Here is an 18,216-nt window from a genome sequence, read left to right as displayed (position 1 = left end):
ATCCTAACGATTAACAACCCCGGGCGGCCTACGTCCGACAACACAGCCAGGAGACATTTCATGTTTAGACCACTACGTAGCGCCGGCGCGGTAGCGCTGTGCGCGGCCCTGCTCGGTCTCAGTTGCGCCGCGGGCGCGGCGGACCTCAAGAGCGGCTTGAAGATCGCGTTTGTCCCCAAGCAGATCAACAATCCCTATGAAGTGATCGCGGACGACGGCGGCATGGCTGCGATCAAGGACTTCAACGGCGTCGGCAAGGTGGTCGGGCCGTCGGATGCGGGCGCGTCGTCGCAGGTGCAGTACATCAACACGCTGACCACGCAGCACCAGGACGCCATCGTGATCGCCGCCAACGATGCGAACGCGCTCGTGCCGTACTTGAAAAAGGCGATGTCGCAGGGCATCAAGGTCGTGACGTTCGATTCCGACACGGCGCCTGAAGGACGGCAACTGTTCGTCAATCAGGCCAATGCGGAGAGCATTGGCCGCGGGCAGATCCAGCTGGTGTCGAAGCTGATGGGCGGCGAAGGCGAATTCGCGATTCTTTCCGCCACGCCCAACGCGACGAACCAGAATACCTGGATCAAGTGGATGCAGGAAGAATTGAAAAAGCCCGAGTATTCGAAGATGAAGCTCGTCAAGATCGCGTATGGAAACGATGACGATCAGAAGTCGTTCGTTGAAACGCAAGGGTTGTTGCAGGCGTATCCGAACCTGAAGGCGATCGTCGCGCCGACCTCGGTCGGGATTGCGGCTGCGGCGCGCTATATCTCGACGTCGTCGAGCAAGGGCAAGGTGGCGGTGACTGGCCTCGGCACGCCGAACCAGATGCGCGCGTTCGTCAAGAACGGCACCGTGACGGCGTTCCAGTTGTGGGATCCGGGTCAACTCGGTTATCTCGCGGCTTACGCCGCGGCGAATCTCGCGTCGGGGACGATCTCGGGCAAGGAAGGCGAGTCGTTCGAGGCGGGTAAGCTGGGCAAGCGCACGATCGGTCCCAAGGGCGAAATCATTCTTGGACCGCCGACGACCTTCGATGCGAGCAACATCGATAATTTCAATTTCTAGAGATCGGGCGACGGCAAGCCGCCGTTATCTCAAGAATTGACACAGACGCCCTTCGGGGCGTCGTTTCATATGGGGCTCCGGAGTTCAAAGACGTTTCGCGTAGCGGCCCGCAAGCAGGCCAATAGTGACCGCCAGGGCGCCGCTATCCGATAGAATGGGGGCCGACTATGAACTGTTGATCAGGAGATCTGTGTGAAATCTGGTTTTCTTATGCTTGCTGCCGCTACGCTGACTTCGATGGCATTCGCCGCTACGCCTGCCAATGCGGGTACCGTCGAAAAGCTGCCTTCGGGCGTCGTCGTCGAACACCTGACGCAGGGCACGGGTGCGCAGCCGACCGCTGACAATGTCGTGAAGGTGAACTATCGAGGTACGCTTGCCGATGGCACGGAGTTCGATAGTTCGGCAAAGCACGGCGGCCCCGCGACTTTCCCGCTCGGACGCGTCATTCCCTGCTGGACACAAGGCGTCGCGACGATGAAGGTAGGCGGCAAGGCGAAGCTGACGTGCCCGGCGGCGACGGCATATGGTTCGCGCGGCGTGGGTGCGATTCCGCCGAATAGCGACCTGACGTTCGAAGTCGAACTTCTTGATATCGTGAAGTAAACCGCTCGCCAGGCGTTTTCTTTACCGCGAGCAGGGGGCGTCGCCCGTTCGAACGGCCGGTCGTAGGGGCGTTCGTTCACCGGTGTGCGATACCCTGTTCGTCAGGGCTACCCGGCAGGGTGGTTCTACGGCGGGCAACGATTCGATAGCTGCTGCAGGAAAGGACATCTGAAACCCAGGGCGTTCCGTGCACTGCCCATCAGGGGCATACGCGGAATGTCCGCCCCTCGAGGAGCACTTCGATGATCCATGCCCGTGTTGTTCCATCCGTGCGCGCCACTGTCATGGCTGCCGTATCGGCCATCGCACTGCTGGGCTTCCAGTCGGCCGTGGCTCAGACGCCCGCGCCCAATGCCGGCCAGCCGGCGGTGGGCGCCGAAGCTGTGCTGCATGTTCAGGCGCGCGTCATCGGTATCGAACCCGATTCGAATAGCGTCATCTTGCAGGGGCCGCGCGGCAATATCGCCGTCATCGACGTGAATCCCGACGTCGCCGACGTGAAGAGACTGCATGTCGGCGACATGCTGACCATCGCCTACAAGAGGGCCGTTCTCGTCCACGTGGACAAGGTGGCGTCGAACGGCATCCGGGCACGCGTCGATACCGAAGCGGTACAGCCGGCTTCCGGCGGTGTCGTCGCTACCGGGCACATGGTGGAGGTGCTGGCGACCGTGCAGAAGATCGACAGGCAGAATCGCCAGGTGACGCTCCGTGGCCCGACACGCACGGAGGTCCTGGACGTGTCTCCGGACATTCCGCTCGACAACCTGAAGGTGGGCGATTCAGTGCGGGCCGTGTTCGTGTCCGCTATTGCGGCGGCGGTGACGCGCGGCGGAGCAAAGCCTCAGTAGGCGCCGATGCGCGTTTACCCAGGAAAGCGACGCTACCGGGTCGCGTGAGCCGACCGGCCCGGAGCCTCTCACGCATGGCTGCTCCGCCCCACGGGCAGCGCTCGCGCAAGCCCGCATCCCCGGTTTTTTGCGCTCGCGGGTTCTCCGTTCCGACGCGTTCACCCCGGACATCCGGAAAACCCCGCGAAATCCTGCCAACCTGCATCCGATTCCGGACGCGGATCTTCCTTTCCGCGACATCGCGCATCATGGTGCGGCGCACCTCAGAATCGTCTGAAACCCTTGTCTGTCAAGCCTTCAGGCGGCAGGCTGACGAGCGTGCTTTTCGGCCTGTGTCGTATTTGCGCAAGCGTCTGTCGCAATTAGTCGGCCGGTCGACCTTTTTTCTGGCAACCATGTAGGCACATTGTGCGGGCCGGCGCCTGCACCACGAAGGAGATGGATTCGATGAATTCCCCAAAAGTCGTGGTCGAAGGTCTCTGTAAGGTTTTCGGAGCCAATCCCAAGGCAGCGGTCGACTTGCTCGCTCGCGGCGCAACCAAGGACGAGATTTTTGCGAAGACCGGCCAGATCGTCGGCGTTCACAACGTGTCGTTCGACGTCCAGGAAGGCGAGATTTTCGTGCTGATGGGCCTGTCCGGTTCGGGCAAATCGACGCTGATTCGCCTGATCAACCGTCTGGTCGAGCCGACGGCGGGCAAGGTGCTCGTCGACGGCCGCGATATCGCCGCCGTGCGACGCTCGGAACTGACCGCGCTGCGGCGCACCGACATGAGCATGGTGTTCCAGTCGTTCGCACTGATGCCGCAGCGCACCGTGCTGTCGAATGCGGCGTTCGGGCTCGAGGTTGGCGGCGTCAGCCGCAAGGAGCGCGAGAAGCGGGCGCTACAGGTGCTCGAACAGGTGGGTCTCGCACAGTTTGCGCAGAAGCTGCCGGCGGAGCTGTCCGGCGGCATGCAGCAGCGCGTCGGTCTCGCACGGGCGCTTGCGGTCAACCCGTCGCTGATGATCATGGACGAGGCGTTCTCCGCGCTCGATCCGTTAAAGCGCAAGGAAATGCAGAACGTGCTGCTGGAACTGCAGAAGAACCAGCGGCGCACGATCATGTTCGTGTCGCACGATCTCGAAGAAGCGCTGCGCATCGGCAACCGTATCGCGATCATGGAAGGCGGCCGCGTGGTGCAGATCGGCACGCCGCAGGACATCATCAGCAACCCCGCCGACGATTACGTCCAGGCGTTCTTCGAAGGCGTCGACACGAGCCGTTATCTGACGGCGGGCGACCTGATGCGGACCAATGACGTGCCGCTCCTGCGCGATCTCGATGCGTCGAGCGTGGCAGAGTCGCTGAACGGCAGCGCCGAGTATGCCTTCGTGCTCGATGGCGAACGCCGCATCCGGGGTTTCGTCACGCGCGACGCCATCGGTCATGCATCGCCGCGGGTCAATCACGTCGAGGTGCTGTCGCGCAGTGCGTCGCTCGACCATGTCGTGTCGCGCGTGTGCGCGAATTCGACCGCGCTGCCGGTTGTCGACGACGAAGCCCGCTATTGCGGTTCCGTCGATCGGGCGGGCGTCCTGAAGGTTCTTACGCGTAATCGAGGTTCCCATGTCTGAGATCATCCCGCTCGGCCGCTGGGTCGATGAGTCTGTCCACTATCTTCTCGACCACGACGCAAGCACCTTCGACTCCATCGGCAAGGCGATCGAGAGTTTCGCCGCACTGATCGAACACGGCCTTCAGGCGATCCCGATGTGGGCGCTGATGGCGTTCTTCATCGGCATCGGTCTGTGGCGGGTCGGCTGGCGGTTTGCGATCTTTGCCACGCTGTCGCTATTGCTGATCTATGCAACCGGCTTCTGGGACCAGACGGTCGTGACGCTGGGCCTCACGTTGTCGTCGACGTTGATCAGTCTGCTGTTCGGCATCCCGCTCGGCATCTGGACCGCCAAGAGCAAGAACGTGGCCATGATCGTGCGGCCGATTCTCGACCTGATGCAGACGATGCCCGCGTTCGTCTATCTGATTCCCGCGGCGATGCTGTTCGGCCTTGGCCGCGTGCCGGGGATTCTGTCGACCGTGATTTTCGCCATGCCGCCCGCCGTGCGTCTGACGAGCCTCGGAATCCGGCATGTGAACCGCGAAATCGTCGAGGCAGGGCAGGCGTTCGGCTGCACGCCGTGGCAACTGCTCTACAAGGTGCAGTTTCCGAACGCATTGCCGTCGATCATGCAGGGCGTCAACCAGACCATCATGATGGCGCTGTCGATGGTGATCATCGCGTCGATGGTGGGCGCGGGCGGCCTCGGCAACGATGTGCTCGCCAGCATCCAGCGTCTCGATATCGGGCTGGGTTTCGAAAGCGGTCTTTCGGTCGTGCTACTGGCGATCATTCTCGACCGCATCACCGAAAGCTTCGGCCGTTCGCCGGGAACTGCCAATGCACCGCGCTTTGCCGGGCTGCGCAACGTGATGCGCGTACGCCGCGAGCAGCCAGTCGCCCAAAGCTGAACACGTGGAAAACAGCATGCCTCGCGAAAGCCTCCGGGCTTTCGCGATGGCTAAACATACCCTGTGCATTTTGGAGGGCGCGACGTGAACTCAGCCAGGACGGGATCGCCGGCCGCCGGATCGCCAGCCGCCGGATCGCCGGCCGCCGGATCGCCGTTGTCGAGCCTTGCGCATTTCGGATTTCTCACCCTGCCGAGTTTTTCGATGATCGCGTTCACGAGCGCGGTCGAAGTCCTGCGCATGGCGAACTACGTCGGCCGGGCCCAGCACTATCGATGGTCGATCCTGACGCCCGATGGCGTGCCGGTACGCGCCAGCAACGGCATCACGGTCAAGCCGACACGCACGCTGGAGGAAGCCGGCACGCCCGATGTGCTGATCGTATGCGGCGGCACGCAGATCCGCAGCGCCGTGGACAGCAACATCAAGACGCTGCTTGGCGAAGTCGCCGGTCAGGGCATACCGCTCGGCGGTATCTGCACGGGGGCGTATGCGCTGATGTCGGCGGGCTTGCTCGACGACTATCGTTGCACCGTACATTGGGAAGACCTGTCGACGCTCTACAGGGAATTTCCGCGGGTCCATTTCGCGGACGAACTGTTCGTGATCGACCGCGATCGCCTGACCTGCACGGGCGGGACGGCGCCGCTCGATCTGATGCTGAACCTGGTCGGCAGCCGGCTTGGGGAAAATCTTGCCGCCCAGGTGTCGGAGCAATTCATTCTCGAACGCATCCGCGGCGCCAGCGATCCGCAGCCGATCCCCGTCGATGCACGCGTGGGCTTCTCGCGCGCCGAGTTGATCGAAGTGGTGCGCCTGATGGAAGCGAACATCGAAGAGCCATTGTCGCTCGAAGAACTGGCGCGCCTCGTACAGCTTTCGCAACGGCATCTGCAGCGGATGTTCAAGGTGTATTTGAACGTCTCGCCGACCCACTACTACCTGTCGCTGCGTTTGCGTCGCGCCCGCGATCTGCTGCGCACGACCGACGCGTCGATTGCTCGCGTAACGACCGTCTGCGGTTTTCACTCACCATGCCATTTCAGCAAGGCGTATCGCGCGCAATTCGGCCACGCACCGAGCATTGAAAGACGTCACCCCACGAACCAGAACCGATGAATCTCCGAGGAGAGAGAAAGATGAAACGAAAGCTGATGGCCACTGCGTGCGTACTCGGTCTTGCGACCACGATGGCGCATGCGGCCGATCCGGAAGTGTGCAGGAACGTGCGCTTTGCCGATGTCGGCTGGACCGATATCGCGGCCACCACGGGCCTCGCCTCGACGGTGTTCCAGGGGCTCGGCTATAACCCGACCAAGACCATCGCGTCGGTGCCGATTACCTTCGCGGGTATCAAGAGCAAGCAGATCGACGTGTTCCTCGGCTACTGGGCGCCGACGATGGATCCGATCATCACGCCGTTCGTGAAGGCGGGCACGATCAAGGTGCTGCCGACGCCGAATCTGACCGGCGCCAAATACACGCTCGCCGTGCCGGACTATGTGTACAACGGCGGTCTCAAGACCTTTGCCGATATCCAGAAGTACGCGGACAAGCTCGACGGCCGCGTCTACGGCATCGAGCCCGGCAACGATGGGAATGCCCTCATCAAGAAGATGATCGACGGCAACCAGTTCGGCCTTGGCAAGTTCAAGCTGGTCGAATCGAGCGAAGCGGGGATGCTCGTCGAGGTCAATCGTGCGATTCGTGAAAAGAAGTGGATCGTGTTTCTCGGGTGGGAACCTCATCCGATGAACGTGCAGATGAAGATCGATTATCTGAGCGGCGGCGACGATGTGTTCGGACCGAACTACGGCGAAGCGAAGGTGTTCACGGCGACACCGCCTGACTACGCCGCGCGTTGCCCGAATGCGGCCAGGCTCGTGTCCAATCTGCAGTTCACGACGGCGATCGAGAATCACGTGATGGCGCCGATCATGAACAAGACGGACGCGAACAAGGCTGCGCTCGACTGGCTCAAGTCGAACCCGCAGGTGCTGAACCAGTGGCTGGCGGGCGTGAAGACGATTGACGGCAAGGATGGACTGCCGGCGGTCAAGGCGTATATCGCTTCGCACTGAGACTCGCTGGCATAGCCGGTCAACCGGCAGGAGGCGGGGGCGGACTGGCGCTGCGTTGTCACCGTGCGTCGCCGGGTTCGGCCTGGTGGGCGTGCCGGGCCGGTGCCAGCGCAAACCCGGGTGTCGTCCGGCCCGCTGATCTGTCATCTTTACGGTATTGCCATGTTTGCCGGCTAACGAGACGATTGCCTTAAAAGGCAGCAGCGAGGGGCGTGCCCCGAAGGAGTTGCCTGGCGTATGCGATTGCCGATAAACGAGTTGGCCAGCGTGATCCGTCAATGGATCGGCCGGCTCTCAATTTTGCTGCTTTGCGCGGACATGCTGTCCGGTTGCGCGTTGCCTTCCCTCGCGGATCGCACAGAGTCGGTCTCGCTGACGCCTGCGCAGGCTGAAGCCACCGGACTCGGCCTCGCGGTCGCCCCTGAGCTTGCGGCGCATACTGGCCTTGGGGGCATCTTTCCGATCTCTGACCCGCACATGGCGTTCGCGGCCCGTATGGACCTCATACGGGCGGCGCAGCGCACGCTGGACGTCCAGTACTACATCTGGCGCAACGACCTGACCGGCACGCTGCTACTGGAAGAGCTTCACGAGGCTGCCGACCGCGGCGTACACGTGCGACTGCTGCTGGACGATCACGGCATCGGGTCGTCGCTCGACGAGACGCTGGCGGCGCTGGAGGCGCATCCGAACGTCGAGGTTCGGCTGTTCAATCCGTTCGTGATCCGCAAGCCCAAATTCGTGGGCTTTCTGACGGACTTCTCGCGCGCCAACCGGCGCATGCACAACAAGTCGCTGACCGCCGACAGCACGGCGACCATCGTGGGCGGCCGCAACATCGGCGACGAGTACTTCGACGCAACCGACGGCGTTGTGTTCGCCGACCTCGACGTGCTCGCCGTGGGGTCGCCGGCAGCCGATGTCGCACGGGACTTCGACCGCTACTGGGCGAGCGCCTCGGCCTATCCCGTTGACCGGATTCTCCCGCGCGCCAGCGTCGGCCAGCTCGACGCCCTCGAACGCAAGGCGCAGGCCGTGGAGCGCGATCCGGCGGCCGCAGCCTATATGGAAGCCATGCGCGGCCCGAACGTCGTGCAGAAAATGCTCGACCGCACGTTGCCGTTCGAATGGGCGAAGACGCAGATGATCAGCGACGACCCCGCGAAGGGCTTGAACGATGCGCCACCAGAAGCGCTCATTACGCACCAGATGAGGGACGTGCTGGGCGAGCCGACCGAAGAGCTCGATCTGGTATCGCCATATTTCGTTCCGACCGCGTCGGGAACGCAATACTTCACCGATCTCGCCGGCCGAGGCATCGATGTGCGCGTGCTGACCAATGCGCTCGAAGCCACCGATGTCGCCGCCGTTCACTCCGGCTATGCGAAGCGGCGCGTCGCATTGCTCAAGGGCGGGGTCCATCTGTACGAGTTGCGGCGCCTGCCCGGTGGCAGCGGCAAGAAAGAGCAGTCGCCAGGTCCGTTCGGCAGTTCGGGGTCCAGTCTGCATGCGAAGACCTTCGTGGTGGATTCGCGGCGGGTCTTCGTGGGTTCGTTCAATTTCGATCCGCGTTCGGCGCACTTGAATACGGAGCTTGGCTTTGTCATCGATAGCCCGGAACTGGCGAGTCACATCGAGTCCATCTTCCTGAGCGTTGTTCCGCAGGTCGCGTACGTGGTGCATCTCGACGAAAACGGCAAGCTCTACTGGGCTGAGCGAAACGGCAATGAAGAAGTCCGCCACGACACGGACCCCAACACGACCTGGTATGCGCGAATGGGGGTCTGGATGCTGTCGATTCTGCCGATCGAGTCGCTTTTGTAGACGTTGCGTTGCGGTAGGGAGGGGCGGCGGGCGCTTCCGGTAGCGAACCGCCGTCCGGTCATTGGCGTATCGCGAACTCCTTCACATACGCATCGGGATCGCGACCGTCCCATGCACGGCCATCGATCAGCACCGGCGATGCTTCGCTGGTCGGCACCGGAATCCCCATTTTCAGCGCGGCCTCGCGATACAGCGAGCTCTGGTTGATCGCAGCTGCGATTGCCGCATAATCTTCGCTGCGGCCACTGTCGATCATGCCCCATCGCTGATATTGCGTCAGGAACCAGACGCCTTCCGATGGCCGCGGATAATTGACCGCGCCGCCTTCGAAAAACCGCACCGGCAGCCGCACGGCGTTGACTGCTTCACTGGAGAGCCGCGCCGCGATCAGCTCCTTCTGCACGCCGAGGAATTCCGGTTGCGCGAGCCAGCGCGCAATTTCGACGCGGTGTTCGCAGTCGTCCAGCCAGCGGCACGCTTCGAGCATCGTCTGCACGAGGGCGCGCGCCGTGTTCGGATGACGGCTGACAAAATCGCGCCGGCACGCGAGTATTTTCTCGGGATGATCCGGCCAGACTTCGCTGGTATAGGCCACGGTCTTGCCCACGCCGTGCGCTTCTGCAACAGCATTCCACGGTTCGCCCACGCACAGCCCGTCGAGTCGTTCCGACGCGAGCGCATCGACCATCTGCGGCGGCGGAATGACCACACTCTCGATATCGTGCAACGGATGAACGCCTTGCGCGGCCAGCCAGTAATACAGCCACATCGCATGCGTGCCGGTCGGGAAGGTCTGCGCGAACACCGGTTTGCGCCCAAGGGTTGCGAGCGCCTCGCGCAGGCTCTGGTGTTCGGCCAGCGCGTCAGCGAGGCGATTCGATACGGTGATCGCCTGGCCATTGCGATTGAGCACCATCAGCGCGGCCATATCCGTTTGCGGACCGCCCAGTCCCAGTTGCACGCCGTAGACCAGACCATACAGTGCATGCGCCGCGTCGAGGTCGCCGGACAGCAGCTTGTCGCGCACGGCAGCCCACGAAGGCTGGCGGCACAACTCCAGAGTCAGTCCGTGCGCGTGACCGAATTCGAACAGCTTGGCGGCCACGAGCGGGGCGGCGTCGGAGAGCGCGACAAAACCAAGCCGCAGATGCGTTTTCTCGAGCCGTTCCGCGGGTTCCGGTCGGGCGTGATTGGCGGGTTCGTTCATGAGGAGGGCTTCATTTGGGCGCGTCCGCGGAAGCGACGATCTGGCGCGCGATTTCGGCCAGCTTCACCCCCTGGTTCATCGCGCGTTTGCGCAGCGTCGCATACGCGGCATTCTCGGTCATTTTCTGCCGGTCCATCAGCAGGCGTTTGGCGCGGTCGATCAGTTTTCTTTCGGCCAGTTCGTTCTCGGCCTGCGCGAGACGTTCGCGCAACTGCGATTCCTGGGCGAAGCGGGCCAGCGCGACTTCGAGAATCGGCGCGAGGCGTTCCGTCGCGAGGCCCTCGACGAGATACGCCGTGACGCCCGCGCTCACCGCGTCGCGGATCAGCTGGTGGCTCGCATCGGGACTGAACATCAGCACCGGGCGCGGCGCGGTCGCATTCATCACGGCAAGCTGTTCGAGCGTGTCGCGCGATGGCGACTCCGTATCGATGATGATGACGTCCGGCCGTTCGCTCGCGACCACGCGATGCAGCGCATCCGGCGTCGCCGTGCCAGCCAGCATGTCGTAGCCGAGCCGCGCGAGCGCATCGCGCAGATCGCCAATCGGCTTGTCGGTGTCGGTTACGAGCAATACGCGCAGCATCTTCTGTCAGTTGTCATCGGCGGTTTCGGTTCAGGTTGCAAGCGCTGGCGCGGCGCACATTCGTTTGAGTTCGGGCACGCATGAGCCGCAGACGGTGCCGCAACCCAGCTGCGCTTTCAGTTCGGGCACCGTGGCGCCGTGGGCAATCGCCTCCTGAATGCGCGACTCCGTGATCTGCGTGCAGTTGCAGACCACGCGGTCGCGCACCGCGCCGGCCTGCTGCCGGGTCGAGAATACCGCGAAGCGCGGACCTTGCCACGGCGCGGCCTCGCGCAATTTTGCCAGCAGTGCGTCGGCGTTCGCCGCGTCGCCTGCAAATACGAAGCCATCGATGACGTTGTCGCGCCAGACGACCCGCTTGTCAAGACCGCGCCGCGCGTCGCGGTATTCGAGCGTGTCTTCGCCGGTACGCAGTGCCATCGCTTCGTAAAGACGGGCGAGCCAGTGTTCGGGCGCCGCTGTGTGTGCGGCGCGCAGCACGAGCAGGTCGTCGTCTTCGATGCTGAGCGACGCGTAGCCGCAGTCTTTCAGCAGCGGCTGGACGGCTGCATGCAGGGCGAGCACGTCGCCGCGGCGGGCGGCGACGAGCCGCCAGGGCAGTTCCGCCGGTTCGATGCGCACGGCGGCGTGCTTCAGTTCGGGTTGCGACGACAGCGGATCGACTGCGGCGATGGTGGTTTCGTTGATGCCGCCGCTCGCGAGAAACTGGGCGTTCCAGTGCATTGGCGCAAAGAGGGTCCCCGACTGGACATCGTCGGACAGTTGCACCGGCAGCACGAGTTCGCCGCGGCGGCTCGCGATCCGCACCAGATCGCCTTCGCTGAAGCCGCGTCGCGCGGCGTCGCCGCGTTGCATGCTGAGCGCCGGTTCGGGGGCGTGAGAGAACAGTTTGCCGATGCGGCCCGTGCGGCTCATGCCGTGCCATTGATCGCGCAGGCGGCCCGTCAAAAGACGGAAGGGATAGCGCGGATTCGTGGCCTCGGCGACCGGCAGATAGCGGGTCGCATGAAAGCGCGCGCGGCCGTCGGCGGTTGCGAACACACCGTCCGTATAGCGACGTGCCTGACCCCGTGCGCCTTGCGCGGGAAACGGCCATTGTTGCGGACCGGCTGCTTCGAGCGTGTCGTAGCTGAGGCCGCCGATATCCAGGTCACGGCCTTCGGTGAGTTTGCGATGTTCGTTGAAAACGTCTTCGGGTTTGTCGAACGCGAAGAGCGTCGAAGCAGCCTGATTGCGCTGTTCGATGCGCCGGGCGACTTCGTTGACGATCCACCAGTCGGGCTTCGCTTCGCCCGGCGCAGCGACAGCCGCGCGCACGCGGGAAATACGGCGTTCGGAGTTGGTGACCGTGCCGGATTTCTCGCCCCACGTCGCGGCGGGGAGAACCACGTCGGCGAACGGCACCGTATCCGTCTGCATGAAAGCGTCCTGTACGACGACGAATTCGGCGTTCTCGAGCGCTTCGCGCACGCGTGCGATATCGGGCATCGAGTGAACCGGGTTCGTGCAGGCGATCCAGATTGCCTTGATCTTGCCGCTATGGACCGCTTCGAACATGTCGACAGCCGGCAGGCCTGGCCGGTCGGAAAGTTGCGAGACGCCCCACAGGCGCGCAACTTCTTCGCGGTGGGCGGGATTGCCGATGTCGCGGTGCGCCGCAAGCATGGTTGCCATGCCGCCCACTTCGCGGCCACCCATCGCGTTCGGTTGCCCCGTCAGCGAGAACGGCCCGGCGCCGGGGCGGCCGATCTGCGCGGTCGCAAGATGCAGGTTGATCAGCGCGAGGTTCTTGTCAGTGCCGTGACTCGACTGGTTCAGACCCATGCAGTACAGCGACAGCGCGGCATCGCTCGCGCCGAACCATTCGGCTGCCTCCATGATTTCTCGCTCGGTGATGCCGCACAAGCCTGCGACCATGCGTGGCGTGAAGTCGCGCACGAGCGCCTTTAGCTCGTCGAAACCAGCGGTATGACGACCGATGAAATCGCGATCGACGAGGCCTTCCCAGATCAGGTGATGCAGCATCCCGTTGAAGAGCGCGACATCGGTGCCGGGCTGGATCGGCAGGTGCAGGTCCGCCATCGCCGCGGTATCGGTGCGGCGCGGGTCGACGACGATCCAGCGGATCGACGGATCCGCCGCCTTCGCTTCCTCCAGTCGGCGAAACAGCACGGGATGCGCCCATGCCATGTTGCTGCCGGCGAACAGCACGGTTTTCGCCTGTTCGAGGTCCTCGTAGCAGGTGGGCGGTCCGTCCGCGCCGAGCGCCATCTTGTACGCGGTGACCGCACTCGACATGCAAAGCCGCGAGTTCGTATCGATGTTGTTGGTGCCGATCAGGCCTTTCGCGAGCTTGTTGAAGACGTAATAGTCTTCGGTGAGCAACTGGCCCGATACGTAAAACGCCACCGCATCCGGGCCGTGCTGTTCGACGACTTCTGCAAAACGCGCAGCGACCGTATCGAGCGCCGCCGGCCATGACACCTGCTCGCGCGGCTCGTCACGACGCAGACGCATTTCCGGAGCCAGCGCGCGGCCTGTGTCGCTTTGCGCCGTCAGCGCGAGCGACAGCCCTTTCGTGCAGAGCTTGCCGAAGTTCGCCGGATGGTCCGGGTCGCCCTGCACACCGGTGATGCGGCCATTCTCCGCCTCGATGAGCACGCCGCAGCCGACGCCGCAATAGCAGCAGGTGGAACGGGTGACGGTCTTCATCGTGTCTCCGTGCGTGTGTTCAGGCGAGGCTCAGGAAAATCGAGCCGTCATCGTCGACCCGCACCGGAAAGTGGCGCGCGCAACCCTCATCGGGAGCACGGGCTTCACCGCTTGCGAGATCGATGTTCCATGCATGCAGGGGGCACGTGACGCTCTCGCCGTGCACGATGCCCAAGGACAGCGCGCCGCCCTTGTGCGGGCAGTGGTCGAGCAGTGCGAACACCTTGTCCTGCGCGGTGCGGAATATCGCCACGTTGCCTTCCGCGCGTTCCAGCACGCGGCTGCCCAGTTGAGGAATATCCGCAACTTCGCAGATACGGGTCCATTGTTGAGTCACTTTCATGTCCATGATGTCGTCCTCAGGCCACGACCTTGAGCGGAATGTATTCGTGCTTCTGCTTGCCGGCGATGCGTGCTTCCCACGGGTCCGGCAAGCCGTCGAGCGAATACAGCAGGCGCTCGAACAGGGCACGGCGATTCGCGTCGTCGTCGACGACCTTCTTCCTGATGTAGTCGAGACCGACACGCTCGATGTAGTGCACCGTGCGGTCGAGGTACCACGCTTCCTCGCGATAGAGTTGCAGGAAGGCGCCGGTGTATTCCTTGACCTCGTCCGCGGTCTTGACCTTGACGAGAAACTGCGCGACTTCGGTCTTGATGCCGCCGTTGCCGCCGACATAGAGTTCCCAGCCGCTATCGACCGCGATCACGCCAACGTCCTTGATCCCTGCTTCCGCGCAGTTGCGCGGGCAACCGGAGACGGCGAGCTTCACCTTGTGCGGCGACCACATGTTCGCCAGCATCGTTTCGAGATCGATGCCCATCTGCGTGCTGTTCTGCGTACCGAAGCGGCAGAATTCGCTGCCCACGCAGGTCTTGACGGTGCGGATCGACTTGCCGTACGCGTGGCCCGACTTCATGCCGAGGTCTTTCCACACATTGGGCAGGTCTTCCTTCTTCACACCAAGCAGGTCGATACGTTGACCACCCGTCACCTTGACCATCGGCACGTTGTATTTGTCCGCGACATCGGCGATGCGGCGCAGTTCGGCGGCGGTGGTCACGCCTCCCTTCATCTGCGGAATCACCGAGAACGTGTTGTCTTTCTGGATGTTCGCATGCACACGCTCGTTGACGAAGCGGCTTTGCGGATCGTCGACGGCTTCACGCGGCCACGTCGACAGCAGGTAGTAGTTGATCGCCGGGCGGCAGGTCGCGCAACCGTTCGGTGTGCGCCATTCGAGGAAGTCGTATACCTCGCGATGCGACACCAGATGCTGCTCGCGAATCACCTTGCGGATATCGCCATGGCTGTGATCGGTGCAGTGGCAGATTGCTTTCGTCTTCGGCGGTTCCTGGAAGTCGGAGCCGACGGTGCTCATCAGGATCTGTTCGACGAGGCCCGTGCACGAGCCGCACGAGCTTGAGGCCTTGGTGTGTTTGCGGACTTCGTCGAGCGTGAAGAGTCCTTTTTCGGTGATCGCCTTGACGATGGTGCCCTTGCAGACGCCATTGCAGCCGCACACTTCGTCGCTATCGGCCATCGCCGCGGCGCGGCATTGGCCCTGCACGCCCGAATCGCCCACATGCGATTCGCCGAACATGATGTGGTCGCGCAGTTCGCCGAGCTTGCGGCCTTCGCGCAGCAGCTTGAAGTACCACGCGCCATCAGCGGTGTCGCCGTAAAGGCATGCGCCGACGAGCTGATCGTCCTTGATCACGAGCTTCTTGTAGACGCCGCCGGACGGATCGGAGAGCACGATTTCCTCGGTGCCGTCGCTGCCCATGAAGTCGCCGGCGGAGAAGAGGTCGATGCCCGTCACCTTCAGTTTGGTCGACAGCACTGAGCCCTTGTAGCTGCCGATGCCGAGCAGCGCCAGATGGTTTGCGCAAACCTTGGCCTGCTCGAAGAGCGGCGCGACGAGGCCGTACGCGATGCCACGATGGCTCACGCATTCGCCCACGGCATAGACGCGCGGGTCATAGGTCTGCAGCGAGTCGCTGACGACGATGCCCCGGTTGCAGTACAGGCCCGCTGCTTCGGCGAGCGCGGTATTCGGGCGGATGCCGGCCGCCATCACGACGAGATCGGTGGGAATGCTGTCGCCGTCCTTGAAGCGGACCGCGCTGACTTCGCCCACGTCGTTGCCGATGATCTCCGAGGTCGCCTTGTTGAGCAGGAAGCTCAGGCCGCGTTCTTCGAGCGAGCGTTGCAGCAGTTTGCCGGCGGTCGAGTCGAGTTGACGTTCGAGCAGCGTATCGGCGAGATGAACGACGGTAACATCCATGCCGCGCAGTTTCAGGCCGTTGGCCGCTTCGAGGCCCAGCAGCCCGCCGCCGATCACGACGGCGTGACGCTTGAGCGTGGCGGTATCGATCATCGCCTGCGTGTCGCGGATGTCGCGATAGGTGATCACGCCTTTCAGATCGCGGCCGGGCACTGGCAGGATGAAGGGCGTCGATCCCGTTGCGATCAGCAGACGGTCATACGGCGCTTCGCTGCCGTCGTCGGCTACGACCACGCGTCGCACGCGATCGATCCGGTCGATCGTCTTGCCCAGATGCAACGTGATGTCGTTTTGCTGATACCACTCGACGGTATTGAGGATGATGTCGCCGAATGCCTGCTCGCCGGCGAGCACCGGTGACAGCAGGATGCGGTTGTAATTCGGATGAGGCTCTGCACCGAACACGGTGATGTCATAGTGGCCGGGCGCGATCGCCAGCAGTTCTTCGATCGTGCGGATTCCGGCCATGCCGTTGCCAATGACGACCAGACGAGGTTTGTTCATGACGAAGGTCTCCTGTTTCATGCGCACGCGCATACGGTCATAACCGGCCGGGCGTTGAGCGCGAGGCGCATCACGTCGTTCATGACAGGCGGGCAGAGCGCGGCGCGGGTGGACGTGACGGCCGTCGACGAGCATTGCCGTGTGGTAAGCGGGAAGGTGGGGACGATCTGGATCTGCTGCACGCCGGAGAGATATCGGACCATGCGGCTCAGATCGAAATTCGGGAATGCGGCAAACAGCGTGCTGAGATGGGCGTGGCGCCAGAAGCTGCGGTCCATGATGGTTCCGTCGTTGGATCGCACCCGGATCGTACCGGTTGCGACAAACGTCGAACGTCATTGCCCGACCTGATGAACGGCAGGTTGCCGTTTCGCTGCCCGGCCCGGGTCTGGTGTTACGTGGGGCACCCGAGCCTTGCGCCCCTGCATCATTGCAGGGAGCGAAACCTATTTAGCAACAGGTATGCCATGCTGCGTCATCGGCGCTGAGGCCTGATGGGATTAGGTTCTGCCGAAATGGCTGAGGTCGGATATTGCACCGCAGCAGTGCGCGGGCGAGCCGGGCTGCACTGCTTTAGCGCCACTGGATCAAGGGCGGGGCAAGTGAAGAAGGGCGAAAGGCGTTCTCAATCGCGCGCCGCACGCGCGCTCAATGCGCCTGCATAGCTGCGCGGCGAAAAGGCAAAAGTGAGCAGGATCATCGCCGAGATGCTGCATGCGAGCATGATCCATGCTGCCGTGAAGGTGCCCGTGAGATCGCGCACGAATCCTGCGATCATCGGCGCCGCGGCGGCCACAACGAAGCCGACGCCCTGAACGAACGCGATCAGTCGGGCGGCGTCGTGATGGTCGTCGGAGTGGTCGAGGGTGGTGACGAGCGTCACCGAAAACGTGCCGCCCAGCCCCGCGCCCGTCAGGGCGACCCACAGCAACGGCATCGCCTGAGGCCAGACGATGAGGCCGATGATGCCCGCCAGTTGCGCCGACAGGCCTGCAACCAGCCATGGCCGTCGATCGCGAAACGGCGCGGCGGCGAGCGGCAGCAGCAGGGCGGATGCTGCCTGAAAGACCGTCATCGCGCCGAGCTGCGACCCGCTGCTCGCGACGTCGGCGCCGTGCTGCTGGTAGTACGCGGGCAGCCATGCGACCAGGCTCGTATAGCCGCCATTCACCAGCCCGAAGTGCAAGCCGAGCGCCCACGCGCGCCGCTTGCGCCAGAGATTGACGGTGGATACGGGCTGTCTGGCTACTTCATCGTTGTGAGAGGCCGCGTGCGGTGTTCGACGGTTCAGGCGGAACCAGTAGATAAGGGCAATCAGCGCCGGTATCGCCCAAACCGCAAGCGCCGCGTGCCATGACTCCAACGCGTCTGCGATCCACGGACTCACGCTCGCGCCGAGTCCGCCACCGCCCATGATCGACGCGGAAAACACACCCATCGCGAGCGGCACGCGCGTGCGGAAGCGCTGCTTGATGACGCCCGGCAGCAGAGCCTGAATCGACGCGACACCGATACCGGCAAGCGCGGCCGTCAAAAGCAATGCCGCGCCGCTGTTTGTGGACCAACGTGCGCCACATGCCAGAGCAATCGCGATCAGACCAAGCGCGACACCGCGCGCCTGCCCAACCGATCGGGTAAGGGCGTTCGCGCCGAATGCGCCGAGGCCCATCGCAACCACAGGCAGGCTGGTCAACAGCGAGGCGCCGTAGAAGCTGAGACCGGTCGAGGCGCGGATCGTCGTCATCAGCGGGCTGAGGGACGTCAGCAGGGGGCGAAGGTTGATGCCGATGATGACGATCGCACATAGCCACACGCCATCGCGCCATGTCATCGCATCGGAAGCGGTATCGGGAGCGTTGCTGCCCTGGCGGGTTGCGGAAGTGGACTGACTCACGGAGGACCTTCGTTTTGGCGCGGAGGGCGGTGACTTACGGGCACCTCGACACGGAATTCATATGACGGAAACGGGAGAACGGA

General features: G+C 63.4%; 14 protein-coding genes and 1 pseudogene. 8 read left to right on the top strand and 7 right to left on the bottom strand.

From position 1 onward, the window contains the following. The first annotated feature begins 60 nt into the window (after positions 1-60). From rhaS to P3T23_RS17610, 8 genes and pseudogenes are all read left to right on the top strand, one after another. Positions 61-1,068, top strand: coding sequence for a rhamnose ABC transporter substrate-binding protein (gene rhaS, locus P3T23_RS17645; RefSeq protein ID WP_429317435.1), 1,008 nt, complete (start codon positions 61-63; stop codon positions 1,066-1,068). 210 nt (positions 1,069-1,278) lie between these two features. After that, on the top strand, positions 1,279-1,674 hold the full coding sequence (locus P3T23_RS17640) for an FKBP-type peptidyl-prolyl cis-trans isomerase (RefSeq protein ID WP_429317510.1): 396 nt from the start codon (positions 1,279-1,281) through the stop codon (positions 1,672-1,674). A gap of 242 nt (positions 1,675-1,916) precedes the next feature. Beyond that, positions 1,917-2,525: a hypothetical protein gene (locus tag P3T23_RS17635; RefSeq protein ID WP_429317434.1), complete on the top strand. Its 609-nt coding sequence runs from the start codon at positions 1,917-1,919 to the stop codon at positions 2,523-2,525. A gap of 231 nt (positions 2,526-2,756) precedes the next feature. Continuing rightward, positions 2,757-4,142 (top strand): annotated as a pseudogene (locus P3T23_RS17630) (quaternary amine ABC transporter ATP-binding protein); the annotation flags it as partial. After that, entirely contained in the window at positions 4,135-5,037 is a 903-nt protein-coding gene (gene choW / locus P3T23_RS17625) for a choline ABC transporter permease subunit (protein ID WP_133666656.1), read from the top strand. The pseudogene P3T23_RS17630 and the gene choW, both read left to right, overlap by 8 nt. An 84-nt stretch (positions 5,038-5,121) precedes the next feature. Further along, on the top strand, positions 5,122-6,156 hold the full coding sequence (locus P3T23_RS17620; RefSeq protein WP_429317433.1) for a GlxA family transcriptional regulator: 1,035 nt from the start codon (positions 5,122-5,124) through the stop codon (positions 6,154-6,156). Positions 6,157-6,176: 20 nt separating this feature from the next. Further along, positions 6,177-7,118, top strand: coding sequence for a choline ABC transporter substrate-binding protein (locus P3T23_RS17615; RefSeq protein ID WP_429317432.1), 942 nt, complete (start codon positions 6,177-6,179; stop codon positions 7,116-7,118). Between the two features lie 237 nt (positions 7,119-7,355). Next, on the top strand, positions 7,356-8,942 hold the full coding sequence (locus P3T23_RS17610) for a phospholipase D family protein (RefSeq protein WP_429317431.1): 1,587 nt from the start codon (positions 7,356-7,358) through the stop codon (positions 8,940-8,942). 58 nt (positions 8,943-9,000) lie between these two features. On the opposite strand, the gene P3T23_RS17605 is transcribed toward P3T23_RS17610, so the two are convergent. From P3T23_RS17605 to P3T23_RS17575, 7 genes are all read right to left on the bottom strand, one after another. Then, a complete protein-coding gene (locus P3T23_RS17605; protein WP_429317430.1) occupies positions 9,001-10,149 on the bottom strand; it encodes a CmpA/NrtA family ABC transporter substrate-binding protein in 1,149 nt (382 codons plus the stop codon). Between the two features lie 10 nt (positions 10,150-10,159). Beyond that, positions 10,160-10,735 (bottom strand): ANTAR domain-containing response regulator, encoded by a 576-nt coding sequence (locus P3T23_RS17600; protein ID WP_429317429.1) that lies wholly within the window; start codon positions 10,733-10,735, stop codon positions 10,160-10,162. Between the two features lie 30 nt (positions 10,736-10,765). Then, on the bottom strand, positions 10,766-13,447 hold the full coding sequence (locus P3T23_RS17595; RefSeq protein WP_429317428.1) for a molybdopterin-dependent oxidoreductase: 2,682 nt from the start codon (positions 13,445-13,447) through the stop codon (positions 10,766-10,768). A 19-nt stretch (positions 13,448-13,466) separates the two neighbouring features. Beyond that, positions 13,467-13,790, bottom strand: a complete 324-nt coding sequence (nirD, locus tag P3T23_RS17590) for a nitrite reductase small subunit NirD (RefSeq protein WP_429317509.1) — start codon at positions 13,788-13,790, stop codon at positions 13,467-13,469. Between the two features lie 16 nt (positions 13,791-13,806). Further along, positions 13,807-16,239, bottom strand: coding sequence for a nitrite reductase large subunit NirB (gene nirB / locus P3T23_RS17585; RefSeq protein ID WP_429317427.1), 2,433 nt, complete (start codon positions 16,237-16,239; stop codon positions 13,807-13,809). A gap of 17 nt (positions 16,240-16,256) precedes the next feature. Further along, the gene (locus P3T23_RS17580; protein ID WP_429317426.1) at positions 16,257-16,517 is read right to left on the bottom strand and encodes a hypothetical protein; all 261 of its coding nucleotides are present in this window, start codon (positions 16,515-16,517) and stop codon (positions 16,257-16,259) included. Between the two features lie 347 nt (positions 16,518-16,864). Beyond that, on the bottom strand, positions 16,865-18,070 hold the full coding sequence (locus tag P3T23_RS17575; protein WP_429317508.1) for a cyanate transporter: 1,206 nt from the start codon (positions 18,068-18,070) through the stop codon (positions 16,865-16,867). Between the last annotated feature and the right edge of the window lie 146 nt (positions 18,071-18,216).

Origin of the sequence: Paraburkholderia sp. GAS448 (genome assembly GCF_050435685.1) — a bacterium.
Classification (GTDB): Bacteria; Pseudomonadota; Gammaproteobacteria; order Burkholderiales; family Burkholderiaceae; genus Paraburkholderia.
Note: the sequence above shows the minus strand (reverse complement) of the source record. Positions and strands in the feature narration are given on the sequence as shown.